16 protein-coding genes are annotated in these 17,265 nt (G+C 61.2%); 7 read left to right on the top strand and 9 right to left on the bottom strand.

Features of this window, described 5'->3' with window-relative positions:
- Nucleotides 1–47 precede the first annotated feature (47 nt).
- Together AB4O36_RS23095 and AB4O36_RS23090 are read right to left on the bottom strand one after the other, a co-directional pair.
- Nucleotides 48–902: a MaoC family dehydratase gene (locus AB4O36_RS23095; protein ID WP_460140359.1), complete on the bottom strand. Its 855-nt coding sequence runs from the start codon at nucleotides 900–902 to the stop codon at nucleotides 48–50.
- 2 nt (nucleotides 903–904) lie between these two features.
- On the bottom strand, nucleotides 905–2,257 hold the full coding sequence (locus AB4O36_RS23090) for a 3-oxoacyl-ACP reductase (RefSeq protein WP_460140358.1): 1,353 nt from the start codon (nucleotides 2,255–2,257) through the stop codon (nucleotides 905–907).
- 183 nt (nucleotides 2,258–2,440) lie between these two features.
- Between AB4O36_RS23090 and AB4O36_RS23085 the strand changes: the two genes are divergently transcribed.
- From AB4O36_RS23085 to AB4O36_RS23075, 3 genes are all read left to right on the top strand, one after another.
- Nucleotides 2,441–3,712, top strand: a complete 1,272-nt coding sequence (locus tag AB4O36_RS23085) for an acetyl-CoA C-acetyltransferase (RefSeq protein WP_460118408.1) — start codon at nucleotides 2,441–2,443, stop codon at nucleotides 3,710–3,712.
- A 108-nt stretch (nucleotides 3,713–3,820) separates the two neighbouring features.
- The gene (locus AB4O36_RS23080; RefSeq protein ID WP_460140357.1) at nucleotides 3,821–4,612 is read left to right on the top strand and encodes an AraC family transcriptional regulator; all 792 of its coding nucleotides are present in this window, start codon (nucleotides 3,821–3,823) and stop codon (nucleotides 4,610–4,612) included.
- A gap of 239 nt (nucleotides 4,613–4,851) precedes the next feature.
- The gene (locus AB4O36_RS23075; protein ID WP_460121494.1) at nucleotides 4,852–5,787 is read left to right on the top strand and encodes an IS110 family transposase; all 936 of its coding nucleotides are present in this window, start codon (nucleotides 4,852–4,854) and stop codon (nucleotides 5,785–5,787) included.
- A gap of 102 nt (nucleotides 5,788–5,889) precedes the next feature.
- On the opposite strand, the gene AB4O36_RS23070 is transcribed toward AB4O36_RS23075, so the two are convergent.
- Nucleotides 5,890–7,836 (bottom strand): methyl-accepting chemotaxis protein, encoded by a 1,947-nt coding sequence (locus tag AB4O36_RS23070; RefSeq protein WP_460118404.1) that lies wholly within the window; start codon nucleotides 7,834–7,836, stop codon nucleotides 5,890–5,892.
- Nucleotides 7,837–8,280: 444 nt separating this feature from the next.
- Between AB4O36_RS23070 and AB4O36_RS23065 the strand changes: the two genes are divergently transcribed.
- A complete protein-coding gene (locus tag AB4O36_RS23065; RefSeq protein WP_460118402.1) occupies nucleotides 8,281–9,177 on the top strand; it encodes a PA4780 family RIO1-like protein kinase in 897 nt (298 codons plus the stop codon).
- Nucleotides 9,178–9,355: 178 nt separating this feature from the next.
- Here AB4O36_RS23065 and cueR read toward each other — a convergent pair whose 3' ends face one another.
- From cueR to AB4O36_RS23050, 3 genes are all read right to left on the bottom strand, one after another.
- Complete coding sequence (gene cueR / locus AB4O36_RS23060; protein ID WP_460118400.1) at nucleotides 9,356–9,754, bottom strand: Cu(I)-responsive transcriptional regulator; 399 nt, start codon at nucleotides 9,752–9,754, stop codon at nucleotides 9,356–9,358.
- A complete protein-coding gene (locus tag AB4O36_RS23055) occupies nucleotides 9,751–12,144 on the bottom strand; it encodes a heavy metal translocating P-type ATPase (RefSeq protein WP_460140356.1) in 2,394 nt (797 codons plus the stop codon). Before AB4O36_RS23055 ends, cueR begins: the two co-directional genes overlap by 4 nt.
- Nucleotides 12,145–12,232: 88 nt before the next feature.
- Nucleotides 12,233–12,616, bottom strand: a complete 384-nt coding sequence (locus AB4O36_RS23050; RefSeq protein ID WP_460140355.1) for a hypothetical protein — start codon at nucleotides 12,614–12,616, stop codon at nucleotides 12,233–12,235.
- Between the two features lie 149 nt (nucleotides 12,617–12,765).
- Here AB4O36_RS23050 and AB4O36_RS23045 point away from each other — a divergent pair, with 149 nt between their 5' ends.
- Together AB4O36_RS23045 and AB4O36_RS23040 are read left to right on the top strand one after the other, a co-directional pair.
- Nucleotides 12,766–12,963: a heavy-metal-associated domain-containing protein gene (locus AB4O36_RS23045; protein ID WP_460140354.1), complete on the top strand. Its 198-nt coding sequence runs from the start codon at nucleotides 12,766–12,768 to the stop codon at nucleotides 12,961–12,963.
- A gap of 108 nt (nucleotides 12,964–13,071) precedes the next feature.
- The gene (locus AB4O36_RS23040; RefSeq protein ID WP_460118392.1) at nucleotides 13,072–14,268 is read left to right on the top strand and encodes a multidrug effflux MFS transporter; all 1,197 of its coding nucleotides are present in this window, start codon (nucleotides 13,072–13,074) and stop codon (nucleotides 14,266–14,268) included.
- 7 nt (nucleotides 14,269–14,275) lie between these two features.
- Here AB4O36_RS23040 and AB4O36_RS23035 read toward each other — a convergent pair whose 3' ends face one another.
- The 3 genes from AB4O36_RS23035 to AB4O36_RS23025 all read right to left on the bottom strand — a co-directional run bounded on the left by AB4O36_RS23035 (nucleotide 14,276) and on the right by AB4O36_RS23025 (nucleotide 15,919).
- Nucleotides 14,276–14,446: a hypothetical protein gene (locus tag AB4O36_RS23035; protein ID WP_460118390.1), complete on the bottom strand. Its 171-nt coding sequence runs from the start codon at nucleotides 14,444–14,446 to the stop codon at nucleotides 14,276–14,278.
- A 134-nt stretch (nucleotides 14,447–14,580) separates the two neighbouring features.
- On the bottom strand, nucleotides 14,581–15,594 hold the full coding sequence (locus tag AB4O36_RS23030; protein WP_460140353.1) for a zinc-binding alcohol dehydrogenase family protein: 1,014 nt from the start codon (nucleotides 15,592–15,594) through the stop codon (nucleotides 14,581–14,583).
- Nucleotides 15,595–15,625: 31 nt separating this feature from the next.
- Nucleotides 15,626–15,919 carry a putative quinol monooxygenase gene (locus tag AB4O36_RS23025; RefSeq protein ID WP_460118386.1) on the bottom strand — a complete coding sequence of 98 codons (294 nt, stop codon included), beginning with the start codon at nucleotides 15,917–15,919 and terminating at the stop codon, nucleotides 15,626–15,628.
- Nucleotides 15,920–16,037: 118 nt separating this feature from the next.
- Between AB4O36_RS23025 and AB4O36_RS23020 the strand changes: the two genes are divergently transcribed.
- Nucleotides 16,038–16,967 (top strand): LysR family transcriptional regulator, encoded by a 930-nt coding sequence (locus AB4O36_RS23020; protein ID WP_460118384.1) that lies wholly within the window; start codon nucleotides 16,038–16,040, stop codon nucleotides 16,965–16,967.
- The last annotated feature ends 298 nt before the right edge of the window (nucleotides 16,968–17,265 follow it).

The raw sequence follows: 17,265 nt of genomic DNA, 5'->3' as shown, positions 1-17,265 counted from the left end.
ACAGGTTTGCTGGCCGCTCGTTCCATCGCGGACGAGCGATAATCACGTCAGGCGATCGGCTGCCAACGGCCGGCCATGTGTTCAAGATCCCCAGTACCCAGCAACTGGAACTCGCCACTGGAACCTCCCGCACTGGCGAGCAGGAACACATCGCCTGGCAGTCGCACCGGTTTGCGAAACTGCACGCCGATCTCGATGTTTGCCGCCGGCAAATGCTCCGCCAACGCGGCAAGCGTACGAGCCTTGAGCCACAACCCATGGGCGATCGCCTGGGGGAAGCCGAACAGTTTCGCGCTCGCGGCACTCAGGTGAATCGGGTTGTAGTCGCCGGACACCCTGGCGTACTGGCGACCAATGTCCGCCGGCGCTTTCCAGCGGGTCACCTCGCTTTGCACCCGTGTTGTCTGCAACTCATGTTCCACCGGCTCGCCTTCAAGTTTTACCCCGCGACACAGCATTTGGCTTTGCGCTTGCCACAGCGGCCCCAACTGGTCGTCGAGCGTCGTCACCAGGTCGAAGGTCGCCCCCTTGGCATGAGGTTGCAGGTTCTCCACGTGCACGCCGACCTGAACGTGACTCACGCCACCCAAAGGGCGAAAGACACGAATGCGATTGCTCAAATGAATCAGCCCCAGCAACGGAAAGGGAAACGCCTTGTCCGTGAGCAGTTGCATCTGCAATGCAAACGCCAGGATGTGTGGATACGTCGGTGGCAATAATCCACTGTCGGCAAAGCCGCAGACGCGGCGGTACTCGGCCAGTGCTTTGGCATCGACATCGACCCAGCAACGCAACCCGGTGCCTGGCAATGTGGTGCCCGTGATCTTGCGTCGCACGGCGGCCCGCGCATACAACCCCGGCAGGTTGGGTTCGCGGTCGAGTGTGTTCCAGTCGGTCATCATCGTTAAGCCCCCAGAACGCTTTGGCCGCAGACCCGCAATGCCTGTCCTGTGAACGCACCCGTGCCGGGCTGCGCCAGCCAGGCCACCGCCTCGGCCACGTCCTGCGGCAAGCCGCCCTGGCCCAGCGAGCTCATGCGCCGGCCCGCTTCGCGCAAGCCAAAGGGAATGTGCGCCGTCATCTGGGTTTCGATGAAGCCCGGCGCCACCGCGTTGATACTGATCCCACGCTCGTGCAGCAACGGTGCCCAGGCTTGCGCCAAACCGATCAAGCCGGCCTTGCTCGCTGCGTAGTTGGTCTGGCCGCGATTGCCGGCGATACCGCTGATCGAGGCCAGCAAAATCACCCGGCCGTTGTCTCGCAACGTGCCGCTGTCGAGCAGGGCCTTGGTCAGCACCTGAGGGGCATTGAGATTGACCGCGAGCACGGCGTCCCAGAACTCCGGAGTCATGTTGGCCAGGGTTTTATCCCGCGTGATACCGGCGTTGTGCACCACGATGTCGACCCCGTCAGGCAACTGTTCCATCAATTGCGCGGCGGCATCTTCGGCGCAGATATCCAGAGTAATGCTGCGTCCGCCAAGCCTCGAAGCCAGGGCTTCAAGATCGGTCCTGGCAGGGGGGACATCCAGGAGAATGACGTCGGCACCGTCTCGGGCCAGGGTTTCGGCAATCGAAGCTCCAATGCCCCGCGCCGCGCCCGTCACCAGAGCCTTGCGCCCCGCCAATGGCCGCGTCCAGTCGGTGACGGGGGTATCGCAGGCATTCAAGCGGATCACCTGGCCCGACACGAATGCACTCTTGGGCGAGAGGAAAAACCGCAGCGGGCCTTCCAGTTGATCCTCGGCGCCTTCGCCAACCTGAATCAACTGCAAGATGCCACCACTGCGAAGCTCCTTGGCCAGTGAACGGCTGAAGCCCTCAAGAGCCCGTTGTGCGCTGGCGGCAAACGGATCGCGCAGATCCTGCGGTGCGCGCCCGAGAATCACCAGATGAGCGCTGTGGTCGAGGTTCTTCATGATCGGCTGAAAGAACTCACGTAACTGCTTCAAGGCGTCGGTGTGCACCAGCTCAGTGGCATCGAACACCACCGCCTTGAGTTTCGGGCCGTGGCCGGGGATCCACGCCGTCGCCAACGAAGGCTCGGTGCCATAGCTGTAGATGGCATCGGTCAGGCGATTGGCGAAAGCACTGACCTTTTCCGCCAGTGGCCCGCCGCCGATCAGCAGTGCGCCCTCGACCGGCCGAAGCCGGCCAGCTTGCCAGCGCTCCAGCCGTACCGGCGACGGCAGACCCAGGGCCCCAACCAGTCGATGGCCGATGGACGAATTGGCAAAGTCGATATAGCGGTCAGACATGGAACGCGCTCCGGTAGCTGGGGTTCAAAGTGTGGACCACGAATGGCAATCGGTCGTTCGATTCCCGGGATAAGGCCTACGCTTGGACAGGATAGGCCGTTTCGCCCCAGGCATTTTCAGGGCGTTACGGGTCTGTCCAGGGGGATTCGGTTCTATGTCGAGATATTTCATCAGGAGCTTTTCATGACTCGTCGCGTCGCGATCATCGGTGGTAACCGCATTCCTTTCGCCCGTTCCAATGGGCCGTACGCCACTGCGAGTAATCAGTCGATGCTCACGGCGGCGCTTGAGGGCCTGATCGAACGGTTCAACCTGCACGGCCTGCGCATGGGCGAAGTGGTGGCCGGTGCGGTGCTCAAGCATTCGCGCGACTTCAACCTGACCCGCGAATGCGTGCTCGGCTCGCGGCTGTCGCCGACCACCCCGGCCTACGACATTCAGCAGGCGTGCGGCACTGGCCTGGAGGCGGCATTGCTGGTGGCCAACAAGATCGCGCTGGGCCAGATCGACTGCGGCATTGCCGGCGGGGTCGATACCACGTCCGACGCGCCCATTGGCATCAACGAGGGGCTGCGCCGGATCCTGTTGCAAGCCAATCGCGGCAAAACCACGGGCGACAAACTGAAAACGTTCCTGCAATTGCGTCCCGGCCATCTCATCCCCGAGTTTCCCCGCAATGGCGAGCCGCGCACCGGCCTTTCCATGGGCGAGCACTGTGAATTAATGGCGCAGACCTGGAGCATCCCGCGCGCCGAGCAGGATCAGCTTGCGCTGGAGAGCCATCACAAAATGGCCGCCGCCTATGCCGAAGGCTGGCATAACGACCTGATGACGCCATTTCTCGGTCTGACCCGCGACAATAACCTGCGCCCGGACCTGAGCCTGGAGAAACTGGCTTCACTCAAACCCGCCTTCGAGAAGAGCGCCAAGGGGACGCTGACGGCGGGCAACTCGACGCCGTTGACCGACGGTGCGTCGCTGGTGCTGCTGGGCAGTGAGGAGTGGGCCAGGGAACGAGGCTTGCCCATCCTGGCTTACCTGCGCGATGGCGAGGCCGGCGCGGTGGATTTTGTCAACGGCGCCGAAGGTTTGCTGATGGCGCCGGTGTACGCGGTGCCTCGTCTGCTCGCGCGCAATGGTCTGACGCTGCAGGACTTCGATTACTACGAAATCCATGAGGCGTTCGCTGCGCAGGTGCTCTGTACTCTGAAAGCCTGGGAAGATGCCGATTACTGCCAGACCCGCCTGGGCCTGGATGCACCACTGGGCTCCATCGACCGCAGCCGGCTCAACGTCAAGGGCAGCTCGCTGGCGGCGGGGCATCCGTTCGCGGCGACCGGTGGGCGGATTGTGGCGAACCTGGCGAAATTGCTCGATGCGGCCGGGAAGGGCAGGGGCCTGATTTCGATCTGTGCGGCGGGCGGGCAAGGCGTGACGGCGATCGTCGAACGTTGACGGGGCGATCTGTTAACACCAGATCCCACGCTGATCGGTGGTGTTGAACAGATAAGGCATTTGCCCTACTGTCCATGCACCACCTGCCCATCTACACAAGGCCCCTGAATGCCGTCCAACGGACAACTGACCCTGGAACGCACCATTCCAGTCCTCGGGGCTTTGCCACGCCCCCTCTACGCCCGGGTCGAAAGCCTCAACGCCGGTTCCTGGACTCCGTCCCATCGCCATGACTGGGTGCAATTCTCCTACGCCATCAGCGGCGTTCTCGGCGTGCACACCGTCGAGGGCAGTTACTTTGCGCCTCCGCAGTGGGGGATCTGGATTCCGGCGGATTTTGACCATCAGGTCGTGACGTCGATGCGCGCCGAGATGCGCAGCCTGTATGTGCGTCGCGAAGACTGCCTGTGGGCGCCGAAGCGGTGTCGGGTGCTGGAGGTGACGCCGTTGGCGCGGGAGTTGATCAAAAGCTTTTGCCAATTGCCTGTGGAGTATCCACAAGGGGACAGCCCACAGGCGCGGCTGGTGAGTGTGCTGCTGGATCAATTGGCCAGCCTGCCGGAAGTCGGTTTTTCATTGCCGTTGCCGCGCCATGAGCGTTTGCTGGGGCTGTGCAACGAGCTGATCGAAAGTCCCGAGCACAACGTGACGTTGCAGCAATGGGCGCTACGCTTGGGGACGTCGGAGAAAACCCTGACGCGCCTGTTCCAGCGCGAAACCGGCTTGAGCTTTCGCGGCTGGCGCCAGCGCATGCGATTGCTGTCGTCGTTGAGCCTGCTGGAGGAGGGCGCGAGTGTGACCGACACCGCGTTGGCCTGTGGGTATGACTCCACATCGGCGTTTATCGCGGCGTTCAAAGGGTTGTTCGGATTTACCCCAGGGGAGTTGTTCCGCCAGTAAACGCCAATCGTCGGAACGCCGCCCGGAGCCGGCTCGCTTGTATGTTTAGACTTGAAGGGGTGGGGTGGGACTACAGACTCGATTCTGACTCTGACCAGTACAGACCGTGGGAGACTTCTCCTCCCACCCCTTCTACCCAAAGCGCCGATAAGGAATTCATCGGTTAACCGACGATAGAGACAAGCCAGCGCAACGGTAGACCCCAACAAGCACCTAAACCCTAGCTCCGAGGATTTGTTATGACAATCCTTACTTCGCAAACGGTTGTCGGTATCGATGTCGCCAAGGCCGAGATCGTTGTCTACCGCGCTGATCAGCAAACCCTTGAATCCATTAAAAACGAGCGAGCAGCCCTCAAACGTTGGCTTAAAACGCTGCCAGCTCAAAGTGCCATAGCACTTGAAGCCACCAACATTTACCACTTGGACACGGTCGAGCTGGCTCACGAAATGGGCCACCAGGTCTACGTAGTGGATGCTTATCGTGTGAGCCATTACCGCCGTGGAGTCGGTCAAAGAGCCAAGAATGATCCCTGCGATGCACGCTTGCTGGCGCGTTACCTGGAGAGCGAACAAAGCAAATTGCGGATCTGGACCCCGCCGCCCAAAGCCTACAGCACACTGAAGAGCCTTCTTCACAGGCGGGCAACGCTGATCAAGAACCATACTGGGCTGATGTTGAGTTGGACCAGTGAACCTCTGTTGAAAAAGCTACAAACCGCTCAACAGAAGGCATTCAAGCAGGCAGATCAGGCTATCCAGAAACTGCTGCGCAAGGTCAGTAAGGAGGCAGGAATTGAGGAAAATATCGAGCGCTGCAAAGCCATAGAAGGCGTTGGAGAGCTAACTGCAACGGGGTTGGCGGCGACCTATATACGGGGAGATTTTGCGAACGGCGATGCATTCATCGCGTTTCTAGGGATGGACTTGGCGGTCGATGACTCCGGCAAGAAAAATGGGCTGCGATCCCTGACCAAAAAAGGGGATCCGGAGGTGCGTCGTTTGGCTTACAACGCGGCAATGGCGGCGTGTCGCTCGGCCAAATGGAAGCCGTTTTACGAGGCATATCTGGTCAGAGGCTTCTCGAAAACCCAGGCCTTGGTAGCTTTGGCCCGAAAGCTCTGCCGAGTGGCATTCGCCCTGATGAAAAATCAGAGCGAATACCTGTCAGCTTGAGAATTCAAACTTGTCGGGCAACATAGAATCTCCCACAGTGGACTTGTTACACCATCCTAATATGGGAGCGAGCCTGCTCGCGATAGGTAACCCCGGTTCAGATCAGGTCTTGAACCTGCGCACCAACCCATCCAGCTCACTGGACAGCCCTGCCAGGCTCTGGGAGTCGAGCCGCGCCGAGTTCGCCAGTTCCGCCACCAACTGCGCATCGCCATGAATCTGGCTGATGTGGCGGTTGATGTCTTCGGCCACCTGATGTTGCTCTTCTGCCGCCGTGGCGATTTGGGTGTTCATGTCGCGGATTACGTCCACCGACTCACGAATCTGCCCGAAGCTGCTACGCGCTTCGCCGATGCGGGTGACAGACTGCTGGGACACTTCCAGGCTCGCATGCATCTGTTGCGTCACTTCGCTGGTGCGCTTGGCGAGGTTGCCCAACAGGCCGTCGATTTCCGCCGTGGAGTCGGCGGTACGCTTGGCCAGCGCGCGCACTTCGTCGGCCACCACCGCAAAGCCGCGACCCTGCTCACCGGCCCGGGCCGCTTCGATGGCGGCGTTGAGGGCCAGCAGGTTGGTCTGTTCGGCAATCGAACGGATCGTCCCGAGAATCGACTGGATGTCGTTGCTGTCACGTTCCAGTTGTTGCATCGATTGCGCCGATTGTTCGATTTCCTGACTCAGGCGATCCACGCTATTGACCGCCGCGTCGATCTGCAACTGACCTTCATGGGCCTGGCGCTGGCCACTGTCGGCCGACTCGGCGGCCTGACTGCAAGAGCGTGCGACTTCGTTGGCGGTGGCGACCATTTCGTGGAACGCGGTGGAAACCATGTCCACGGCTTCACGCTGGCGCCCGGCCGCTTCGGCCATGTCGTGGGACACCTGCGTGGAGCTCTTGGAGGTGTCAAGGATCTTGCTCGCGGCGCCGCCAATGCTCTGGATCAGGTTGCGAATTGCCGCCAGGAACTGGTTGAACCAGTTGGCCAGTTGCGCGGTTTCATCGCGGCCACGGATTTGCAGGCTCCGGGTCAGGTCGCCTTCACCCTGGGCGATACCTTCCAGGCCACTGGCCACACTGCGGATCGGGCGTACGATAAGGCTGGCGAAACTGGCCCCGACTACGGCAAACAGCACGGCCAGCACGGCAGCGATGATGGCGATCAACCAGGTCAATTGGGTCGCGGAGCTCATCACTTCGCTTTGCTTGATCAGACCGATGAAGGTCCAGCCCAGTTGCTCGGACGGCCAGACATTGGCCATGTAGCGCTCGCCATTCAGCTCAACCTCGACCAGTCCTTTGCCAGCCTTGGCCAGTTGCGCGTAACCGTCGCCGAGGCTGCCCAAGGCCTTGAAGTTATGTTCTGGCTGCTTCGGGTCCACCAGCACGGTACCGTTGTTTTCCAGCAGCATCAGGTAACCGGTTTCACCCAGTTTGATCTGCTTGACGATCTCGGTGAGTTGCTTGAGCGATACGTCGATGTTGACCACGCCACCCTGGGCACCCAACTGGTTGGCCACGGCACGAACAGTACTCACCAGCACGGCGTCATCGCCTGCCCAGTAATAGGCCTCGGTGCGCACGGTCTTGCCCGGGTTGGCCATGGCCGTCTTGTACCAGGGGCGAATGCGCGGGTCGTAGTTGGACATTTTTGCGTCGCCCGGCCAGAACGCATAACCGCCACTGGACAGGCCGTAGGACACGTAGGCGTAAGCTGGATGGCTGGCGGCCAGCGCGGAAAACAGTTCAAACAGCTTGGTGTCGATTTCGGTATCGGGAATCTGGGCAGCATCAGCGCTGACGCGGCTTTTCACGCTGGCATCGGCATTTTTCACCAATGGCTGGTTCGCCAGGTACTCGACGTTCTGGCTGATACCGTCGAAAAACAACTGCATGGCGTTGGCGACCTGGCGAATCTCACGGCCACTGCCGTCGACGAAATCGTCCTTGGCGTCACCGCGAAGATTCAGCACCACCAGCGTGGCGACCAGTACCACGGGCAAGCAGGCGATGATTGCAAAAGCCCATGTCAACTTCTGTTTGATGTTCATCCGCGCTCCATATTTTCTTGTAACCCACGCAGTGCAGAGGACTCGCGGAATTATTGGCAGCCGTAAACGGTATTGTTGAACCCGATCCTGGGTGCGACGTCTTCTTTTAAGGAAGAGATCGTCGGACAATTCACTTTGTTACTGAAGACTTCGGCTGCTCGCGCGGGAAATTGAGGAATGATGGAAAAAATCCTACGAAAGGAGTCGCTGCGGTATGTCGAACTCTGTCGCCAATGCCCTCGCGCGCCTTCTTCAACGAGGGCAGCGGGCTCGGCTATGATCCTTGATGGTCTATGAACCTCAACGCAACTGGCCGGTTTTTTCGGCACATTGTGTGCATCTGCATCGTTCACAGGTCGGCAACCCCCTCCCGCCAATGAGTGGATTGCCGTATAACGAATGACTTTCGCGTGTTTGGTAATAAAGGACCCAGAATAAAAGCTGATGAAGACTCCAAAACGCATTGAACCCCTGATCGAGGACGGTCTGGTCGACGAGGTGCTGCGCCCACTGATGAGTGGTAAAGAAGCAGCTGTTTATGTAGTGCGCTGCGGCAATCAGTTGCGTTGCGCGAAGGTCTACAAGGAGGCGAACAAACGCAGTTTCCGCCAGGCGGCCGAGTATCAGGAAGGCCGCAAGGTCCGCAACAGTCGGCAGGCCCGAGCCATGGCCAAAGGCTCCAAGTTTGGCCGCAAGGAGACCGAAGACGCCTGGCAGAACGCCGAAGTGGCGGCGCTGTTCCGTCTGGCCAATGCCGGCGTGCGAGTGCCCAAGCCGTACGACTTCCTCGAAGGCGTGTTGCTGATGGAATTGGTGGCCGACGAATACGGCGATGCCGCGCCACGCTTGAACGATGTGGTGCTGGAACCGGACCAGGCACGTGAATATCACGCGTTCCTGATCTCCCAGATCGTGCTCATGCTGTGTACTGGCCTGGTGCACGGTGACCTGTCGGAGTTCAACGTGCTGCTGACGCCGACCGGTCCGGTGATCATTGACCTGCCGCAAGCGGTGGACGCTGCAGGTAACAATCACGCGTTCAGCATGCTGGAGCGGGATGTGGGCAACATGGCGTCCTACTTCGGGCGGTTTGCCCCGGAGCTGAAACAGACCCGTTACGCCAAGGAAATGTGGGCGTTGTACGAGGCTGGCACCTTGCAGCCGAGCAGTGTCCTGACCGGGGAGTTTGCCGATACGGAAGAACTGGCCGATGTTGGCGGGGTCATGCGTGAAATCGAAGCGGCGCGCCGTGAAGAAGAGCGCAAGCAGGCGGCCCGCGCGGCGGATGATGCGCCACCGAGCAAGGGGGGCGAGGAGCCACCACCGCCTTGGTTGCAGTGAGGGGTTGAATCAGGAAACCGGCTTCGGCCGGTTTTTTGTGGGCATGGTTTTGGTGGGGTGGTGTCTTTGAGGGCCTCATCGCGGGCAAGCCCGCTCCCACAGAGGATTTTCAGTGCTCATCAGATCACTGTAGGAGCGGGCTTGCCCGCGATGGCGGCCTCCCAGGCAATGAGCAACCTCAGGCACAACACCCCGAAGCCAGGTTCTTCAGGATCGGGCAATCGGGCCGGTGATCGCCCTGACAATGCTCTACCAAGTCCTGCAGGGTATCGCGCAACTGTCCCAGTTCGCGGATCTTCTGCTCCAGCTCCTCGATGTGCTGGCGCGCCAGCGCCTTCACGTCGGCACTGGCACGCTGGCGGTCCTGCCACAGGGCCAGCAGCTTGCCGACCTCCTCCAGGGAGAACCCCAGGTCCCGGGAGCGTTTGATAAACGCCAGGGTATGCAAGTCGTCATCGCCGTACAGCCGATAGCCACTGTCAGTGCGATGGGCCGCCTTGAGCAATCCGATGGACTCGTAGTAGCGGATCATCTTCGCGCTCAGGCCGCTTTGGCGGGCTGCTTGGCCGATGTTCATCGGATGTCCTCCAGGTCCTTGGGTGTCCAGGTTTTCAACAGTAGCGCATTGCTCACCACGCTGACGCTCGACAGCGCCATCGCCGCACCGGCCAGCACCGGGTTGAGAAAACCGAAAGCCGCCAGCGGGATACCGATCAGGTTATAGACGAAGGCCCAGAAGAGGTTCTGGCGAATTTTCGCGTAGGTCCTTCGGCTGATCTCCAGCGCGGCGGGCACCAGGCGTGGATCGCCGCGCATCAGGGTGATCCCGGCTGCGTGCATGGCCACGTCGGTGCCGCCCCCCATGGCGATGCCGATGTCGGCGGCGGCCAGGGCAGGGGCGTCGTTGATGCCGTCGCCGACCATGGCCACCACGGCGGTTTTCTTCAGTGCCGCGACGGTGGCGGCTTTATCGGCGGGGAGTACCTCGGCGTGGACATCCTCGATGCCCAGCGCTTCGGCCACCACCCTGGCGCTGCCGCGATTGTCACCGGTCAGCAAGTGACTGCTGATCTGGCGGCTGCGCAGCTGTTGCACCGTTTGCAACGCGCCAGGCTTGAGGGTGTCGCCAAACGCGAACAGGCCCAGCACATGTGGCTGTGGTGTTTGGGCGATGAGCCAGGACAGGGTGCGGCCTTCGGTTTCCCAAGCGGTGGCGGAGTCGGCGAGCGCTCCGGCGTCCAGCCCGCTTTCTTCAAGCAGGCGTCGATTGCCCAGCGCCAACCGCCGGCCCTCGAGGGTGCCCGCGATGCCACGGCCAGTCAGCGATTGGCTGTCGCTGACGTCTGCCACCTGCAAGCCGCGTTCGGCGCATTCGTCCAGTACTGCCTTGGCCAGTGGGTGTTCGCTGCCGCGTTGCAGGGCGCCGGCCATTTGCAGAAGGGCGGCTTCGTCACCGTCGAGGGCACTCAGGTGGGCGATGCGTGGCGCGCCCGACGTCAGCGTGCCGGTCTTGTCGAACACCACGGCGCTGACGGCGTGGGCACGCTCCAGGGCTTCGGCATCCTTGATCAGGATGCCGTGGCGCGCCGCCACGCCGGTGCCGGCCATGATCGCGGTTGGCGTGGCCAGCCCAAGGGCGCAGGGGCAGGCGATCACCAATACCGCGACGGCATTGATCAACGCGGTTTCCATCGGCGCCCCGTACAGCCACCAACCGATCAGGGTTGCCAGGGCGATCAGCAGGACTGTCGGCACGAATACCTGGCTGACTTTGTCCACCAGTTTCTGGATCGGCGCTTTCGCCGCCTGGGCGTCTTCCACCAGGCGGATGATCCGTGCCAATACGGTTTCAGCGCCCAGGGCCTGGGTGCGGACCAGCAATCGACCCTCGCCATTGATGGCGCCACCGGTGACCTTTTCGCCGGGCCGTTTTGGCACGGGCAGGCTCTCGCCGCTGATCAACGCTTCGTCGGCATGGCTCTGGCCATCAATCACTTCGCCGTCGACCGGGAAACGTTCTCCGGGTTTGACCAGCACCTGATCATTGAGGCGCAACGCGCTGATGGCGACCTCTTGCTCGCGCCCGTCGATCACCTGGATCGCCCTTTCGGGGCGTAGCGCTTCGAGGGCGCGGATGGCACTGGCGGTCTGGCGTTTGGCGCGGCTTTCCAGGTATTTGCCCAGCAGCACCAGCGCGATCACCACCGCCGACGCTTCAAAATACAGATGCGGCATGCGCCCGGCGGCCGTGGCCCATTCATAGAGACTCAGGCCGTAGCCGGCGCTGGTGCCGAGGGCGACCAGCAGGTCCATGTTACCCGCACCGGCCCGCAAGGCTTTCCACGCGGCCACATAAAAGCGTGCACCGAAGACGAATTGCACCGGCGTGGCGAGGGCAAATTGCACCCAGGCGGGGAGCATCCAGTGCACACCGAACGGTTGCAGCAGCATCGGCAGCACCAGTGGCAAGGCGAGGACTATGGCGAGGATCAGCGCCCAACGCTCCCGGCGCAGATGTTGCTGTTGCCTGTCGAGGGGCGGGTGCTCCAGGTCCCGGACGCTGGCGCTGTAACCGGCCTTGGTCACGGCGTCGATGAGGGTTTGAGACGTGACCTGTCCGAGCAATTCAAGGTGAGCGCGTTCGTTGGCCAGATTGACGCTGACGCTTTTGACCCCCGGGACTTTGCCCAGTGCCCGTTCAACCCGGCCAACGCAGGATGCGCAGGTCATGCCCTCGATGCTCAATTCCACGCTGTGCCGCGGCACGCTGTAGCCCGCTTGCGCCACTGCGTCGATCAAGGCTGGCAGGCTGTCGCGGGGCGCTTGCACGCGCGCCTGTTCGGTGGCCAGGTTGACGCTGACGGCCGAGGCGCCAATGACTTTGCTCAAGGCACGCTCGACACGCCCGGCGCAGCTGGCGCAGGTCATGCCGGCAATCGGCAGATCGAAAGTGGTGGATTCGGACATCGGTCGCGCTCCCTGTAGAAGATGCCTACAGGTTCAACCTTGCCATGCGGGCAAGGTCAAGCGCCATGTTCCAGATCAATTGAACGTGTCAGTAATCCAGAGCCGTTCGCTTGAGGTACATGCCTTCCTGGGTCATGGCGATCCGGTACTTCAACACGTCCCCGGCCTTGAGGGTGATGACCTGCGAACCCGGCGCCAGCATTCCCGGATTGCAACCCTGTGCCTGGCCTGGCAGCAGTTTCAGGCGCAGCGAGACATTACCCGGCGGCAGGTTGAACGAGATGCTCTGCTCCTGGAACAATCGGGCCGACAGTTGATCCTGCAGGTACACGCCGATTTCGCAACTGGTCGACACTTCCAGGCGCTCGCGGGAAATGATCAGGACACCGTAATCCTCACCGGCAGCGTTGGCCGATGGCATGGCGGCGAAAAGGCTGAGTAAGCCAAACAGGCTGAAAGCTGACCAGCGCATGGCTGAATCTCCACGGATCGAGTCATTGATGCGCGTAGCTTGGCCGAGCCAGACGCCGATTGCCAGCCCGGCAGCGAAATGCAGAACTTGACCTTGCCATGGTGGAAAGGTCGAGACTGTGCGCAACCTCACTTAACAGGAGTCATTGCATGCAAGTGTTCAACGTTCAAGGGATGTCTTGCGGCCATTGCGTCAAGGCCATCACCCAGGCGCTGCAAGCGGCGGATCCGGCGGCCAGCGTGCGGGTCGACCTGGCTGCAAAGGAAGTCGGTGTTGAAAGTGCTTTGACCGCGGAGCAGGTGATCGCCGCGATCAGTGAAGAAGGTTATGAGGTGAAAGTTGCCTGAAGTCATGTAACCGATGAATTTTGATCGTTAGCGAACTATCGGAATGTTCAAGGCGTCCTCGCGCGGCTAGACTGTGAGACCGCAGACCTCAGCCGCACTGGATGCCTGATGAACCTCCGTACCATTTTGATACTTGGCGCCCTGAGCGCTTTTGGGCCGCTCGCGATCGATTTCTACCTGCCCGCTTTCCCGGCCATGGCGCTGGCGTTCGGCACGGATGAACAGCACGTTCAGCTGACGCTGGCGGCCTACTTCCTCGGCCTGTCCATCGGCCAACTGGCATACGGCCCGGTCGCAGATCGTTTTGGTCGGCGTGTCCCGCTGCTGGTGGGCGTCGGCCTGTTCACGGTCGCGTCCCTGGCATGTGCCTTCGCACCGAATCTGGAATGGCTCATGGTGGCGCGCTTCGTCCAGGCGCTGGGTGGCTGCGCGGGGATGGTGATCTCCCGGGCGATCGTCAGTGACAAATGCGATGCAGTCGGAGCGGCCAAGGTCTTTTCCCAACTGATGCTGGTCATGGGCCTGGCGCCGATTCTCGCGCCGATGCTGGGCGGGTTACTGGTCAACACCACCGGCTGGCAGTCGATCTTCCTGGCGTTGACCGGCTTCAGTGCGTTGGCAGCTCTGGCGGTTGCACTTGGGTTGCCGGAAAGCATGCCCGAGCATCTGCCTCGTCAACCGTTGTCCGGTGCATTGCGTCAGTATGGGCGCTTGCTCAAAGACCCGATCTTTCTGGGGCACGCCCTGACCGGGGGCATCGCGATAGCGGGGATGTTTGCCTACATCGCCGGTTCACCGTTTGTGTTTATCAAGCTCTATGGCGTGCCGGCCGAACACTTCGGCTGGCTGTTCGGCACCAACGCGGCAGGTTTCATTCTGGTGGCGCAGGTCAATGCGCGATTGCTGGCCAAGCGCGGTCCCGCGTTTCTGCTGGCGCGCACAGTATGGATTTACCTGGCGGCAGCCCTGGCGCTGCTGGCCGTCAGCTCATTGCGCACCGAACAGTTGTGGCCCTTGCTGGTGCCGTTGTTCATCTGCATCGCCAGTCTCGGTTGCATTCTGCCCAACGCGTCTGCCTGCGCCATGACTGGCCAGGGGGCGCGTGCCGGCAGTGCCTCGGCGCTGATGGGATGCCTGCAGTTCAGCGTCGCCGCCGGTGCGGCGTCGCTGGTGGGAATTCTGTATGACGGCAGTGCCATGCCGATGGCGATGGTCATCAGCCTGTGCGCGATTCTGGTGGTGAGTGTCGCGATGTTCACCCGGCGCCTGCAAAATGCGCGCGCAGTGGCGCAAGCCCAGGTCTGAGAAAGTCTCAGCCAGCAGCGCGGTGCTGGTAAACCGGCATGGGGTGAGGGGCGTGCAGGCGCGCTTCAAGGGTTCGGGTAAAGGCGCGGGCTTCGGCTTCGCTGCGGAAGTTGACCACGTGTTGATCCAGAAGGACCTGCCACTGGGATTTTGCCAATTCTTTTATCAGGATCTTCATTGCTGACCTCCTCGGTTAAAAGATTGCATCGCAGAGATCACGATTGTAGACCCCCATGCAATCAAAACCATGACAACGATCAACGTTCGGACTGACGGCGCCGCCCGTGCGGGCGGCGCTTGTTTCAACGTATTTCAGAAGCCTTCAAGGACAATCTTGCCCTTGGATTTTCCACTTTCCAGTAGTTCATGGGCTCGGCGCAGGTTGGTGGCGTTGATCGTGCCGAAGTGCTCGCCGACTGTGGTTTTCAGCGTCCCGGCGTCGATCAGCTCCGCCACCCGGTTGAGCAGTTTGTGCTGTTCGATCATGTCAGCGGTTTCGAACAGCGAACGGGTGTACATGAATTCCCAGTGCAGTGACAGGCTCTTGCGCTTGAGCTTGGTCACGTCCAGCGCTTTCGGATCGTCGATCAGCGCGAGTTTGCCTTGTGGGGCCAGGGCTTCGACCAACTGATCCAGATGCTGATCGGTCTGGGTCAGGCTGGCGACGTGCGTCACGTGCTCAAAGCCTGCGCGTTTCAATTCTTCGCTCAGCGGCTGGCTGTGATCGACGACCAGGTCGGCGCCCAGTTCACGCACCCAGCTTTGGGTCTGGGGCCGGGACGCGGTGCCGATGACGTTCAGCCCGGTCAACTGGCTGGCCAGTTGCGTGAGGATCGAGCCGACACCGCCTGCGGCACCGACGATCAACAGGCTCTGGCCTTCATCGGTTTTGCCCTCGCGTATTTGCAGGCGTTCAAAGAGCAATTCCCACGCGGTGATGGCGGTCAGGGGCAGGGCGGCGGCTTCGGCGAAACCCAGGGATTTTGGCATATGGCCAACGATGCGCTCGTCCACCACGTGCAGTTCGCTGTTACCGCCCGCACGGGCGATGGAACCTGCGTAGAACACCTTGTCGCCGGCCTTGAACAGCGTCACTTCACTGCCCACCGCCTTGACCACGCCGGCCACGTCCCAACCCAGCACCTTGGCCGTGCCTGCCTCCGGCTGGACGTTCTGGCGAACTTTGGTGTCCACCGGGTTGACCGAAATGGCTTTGACTTCCACCAACAGGTCGCGTGGGCCTGCGGTCGGTTCGGGAAGCTCGATGTCCTGCAGGGACTTGGCGTCGCTGATCGGCAAGGAGGCGTAGTAGGCAATGGCTTTCATGGGGGACTCCAGAAGGTAATAAAAGAATGGGTCAAACCAGGGCGCGCAGGCGCTTGAGGTCGAAGTGTTCGATCAGCTCGCCGGCCGTGGCGCGAAAATGCTGGATGTGTGCGCTGGCGTCATGGGCCTGCAACGCCTCGTCGCTGTTCCATTGCTCGATCATGTAAAAGGCCTGCGGATTGGCCAGGTCCTGATGCAGATCGTATTGACCGCAGCCCGCTTCCGCGCGAGTTGGTTCAAGGAGCGCTCGAAGGTGTCGCTCGAGCGCGTCCTGTTGGCCGGCTTTGGCAATCAGCGTGGCGATGGCTGTGAAAGGCTGGGACATGGTCGACTCCAGAATCAGGTTATTTGCGATGAGACAGATGATTGGCTATTTCATTGGAAGATAAAACCCGCTAAAAGCGCAGTCTCTTTCAATGAAATTTTGATAATGAGGCGTCGCGATGTTGCGCTTTGATGACCTGCAACTGTTCGTCCGGGCCGCGGACCTGGGTAGCTTGTCTGCCGCTGCCCGGGGCATGGACATGTCGGCGGCGGTTGCCAGCGCGGCGTTGAAGCGCATCGAGCAGCAACTCGGCGCACGGTTGCTGGCCCGTTCCACGCGGAGCCTGCGCCTGACCGCTGAGGGTGAAGGTTTCCTTGAATACGCCCGGGCCGCGTTGGGTAATCTCGACGAAGGCCGTCGCTTGCTGGCCCGTGGCCAGGATCAAGTCAGTGGTGTGTTGCAGTTGTCGGCACCCTCGGATTTCGGGCGTAACCTGTTGCTGCCGTGGCTGGACGAGTTCCAGCGCGAGCACCCGCAACTGACCGTGCGTCTGTTGTTGGGCGACCGCATCGCCGACCTGTTTCGCCAACCCGTGGACATCGCCCTTCGCTATGGCGAGCCGGAAGATTCCAGCCTGGTGGCACTGCCCATCGCCCCACAGAATCGCCGCGTGCTGTGCGCCGCGCCCAGTTACCTGGCCAGGCATGGCGAGCCGCGCCAATTGGAACAACTGGCGCAGCACAATTGCCTGTTGTACATGCTCGGCAGTCGAGTCCACGACCACTGGAGCTTTCACGACGGCAAACGTGAAGTCAGCCTGACCGTCAGCGGCGACCGCTTCAGCGACGATGCCGATGTGGTGCGCCTGTGGGCGGTGTCGGGTGCCGGCATCGCCTACAAATCCTGGCTGGATGTCGGCGCCGATGTGTTGGCCGGGCGTTTGAAAGTGCTGATGCCGGAGCTGCTGGGTGAGCGTGCTCCGCTGAATTTGCTGTGCGCCCATCGCGCTCAATTGAGTAAGCCGGTGAACCTTCTGCGGGAAATGCTTGCCAGCCGATGTACTCGTCTGGGCGGCCAATTTCCCGGGTTGGCAGGGGTTGATCTTTAGTCGCAGGCAAATAGCGAAATTTCTCTCAGTATCAATCACCACCAATGGTTTCCGAGGGGCAGGAACCGGGGGACAACACGCTTATACTAGCGCCCGTCTCATGTGTGCCCCACCAAGCTTGCCATGGCGGGGCCGCAGATGAGCCGATCGGCACTGCGGTCAATCACCTGTCTTTGCAAGTCTGCGAAGCAGCGGCTTGGGTGAGTGGATGGCTCTGCCCGGTTTATGGCGGTTTTCACGTCTTGGCCGAGGACACATTACTGGTCAAGATATCTCTGAGCAGTAGACGAAACGATTC

The sequence above is a fragment of the Pseudomonas sp. S2_E01 genome (assembly GCF_054668365.1).
This window is presented reverse-complemented; position numbering and strand designations above follow the sequence as displayed.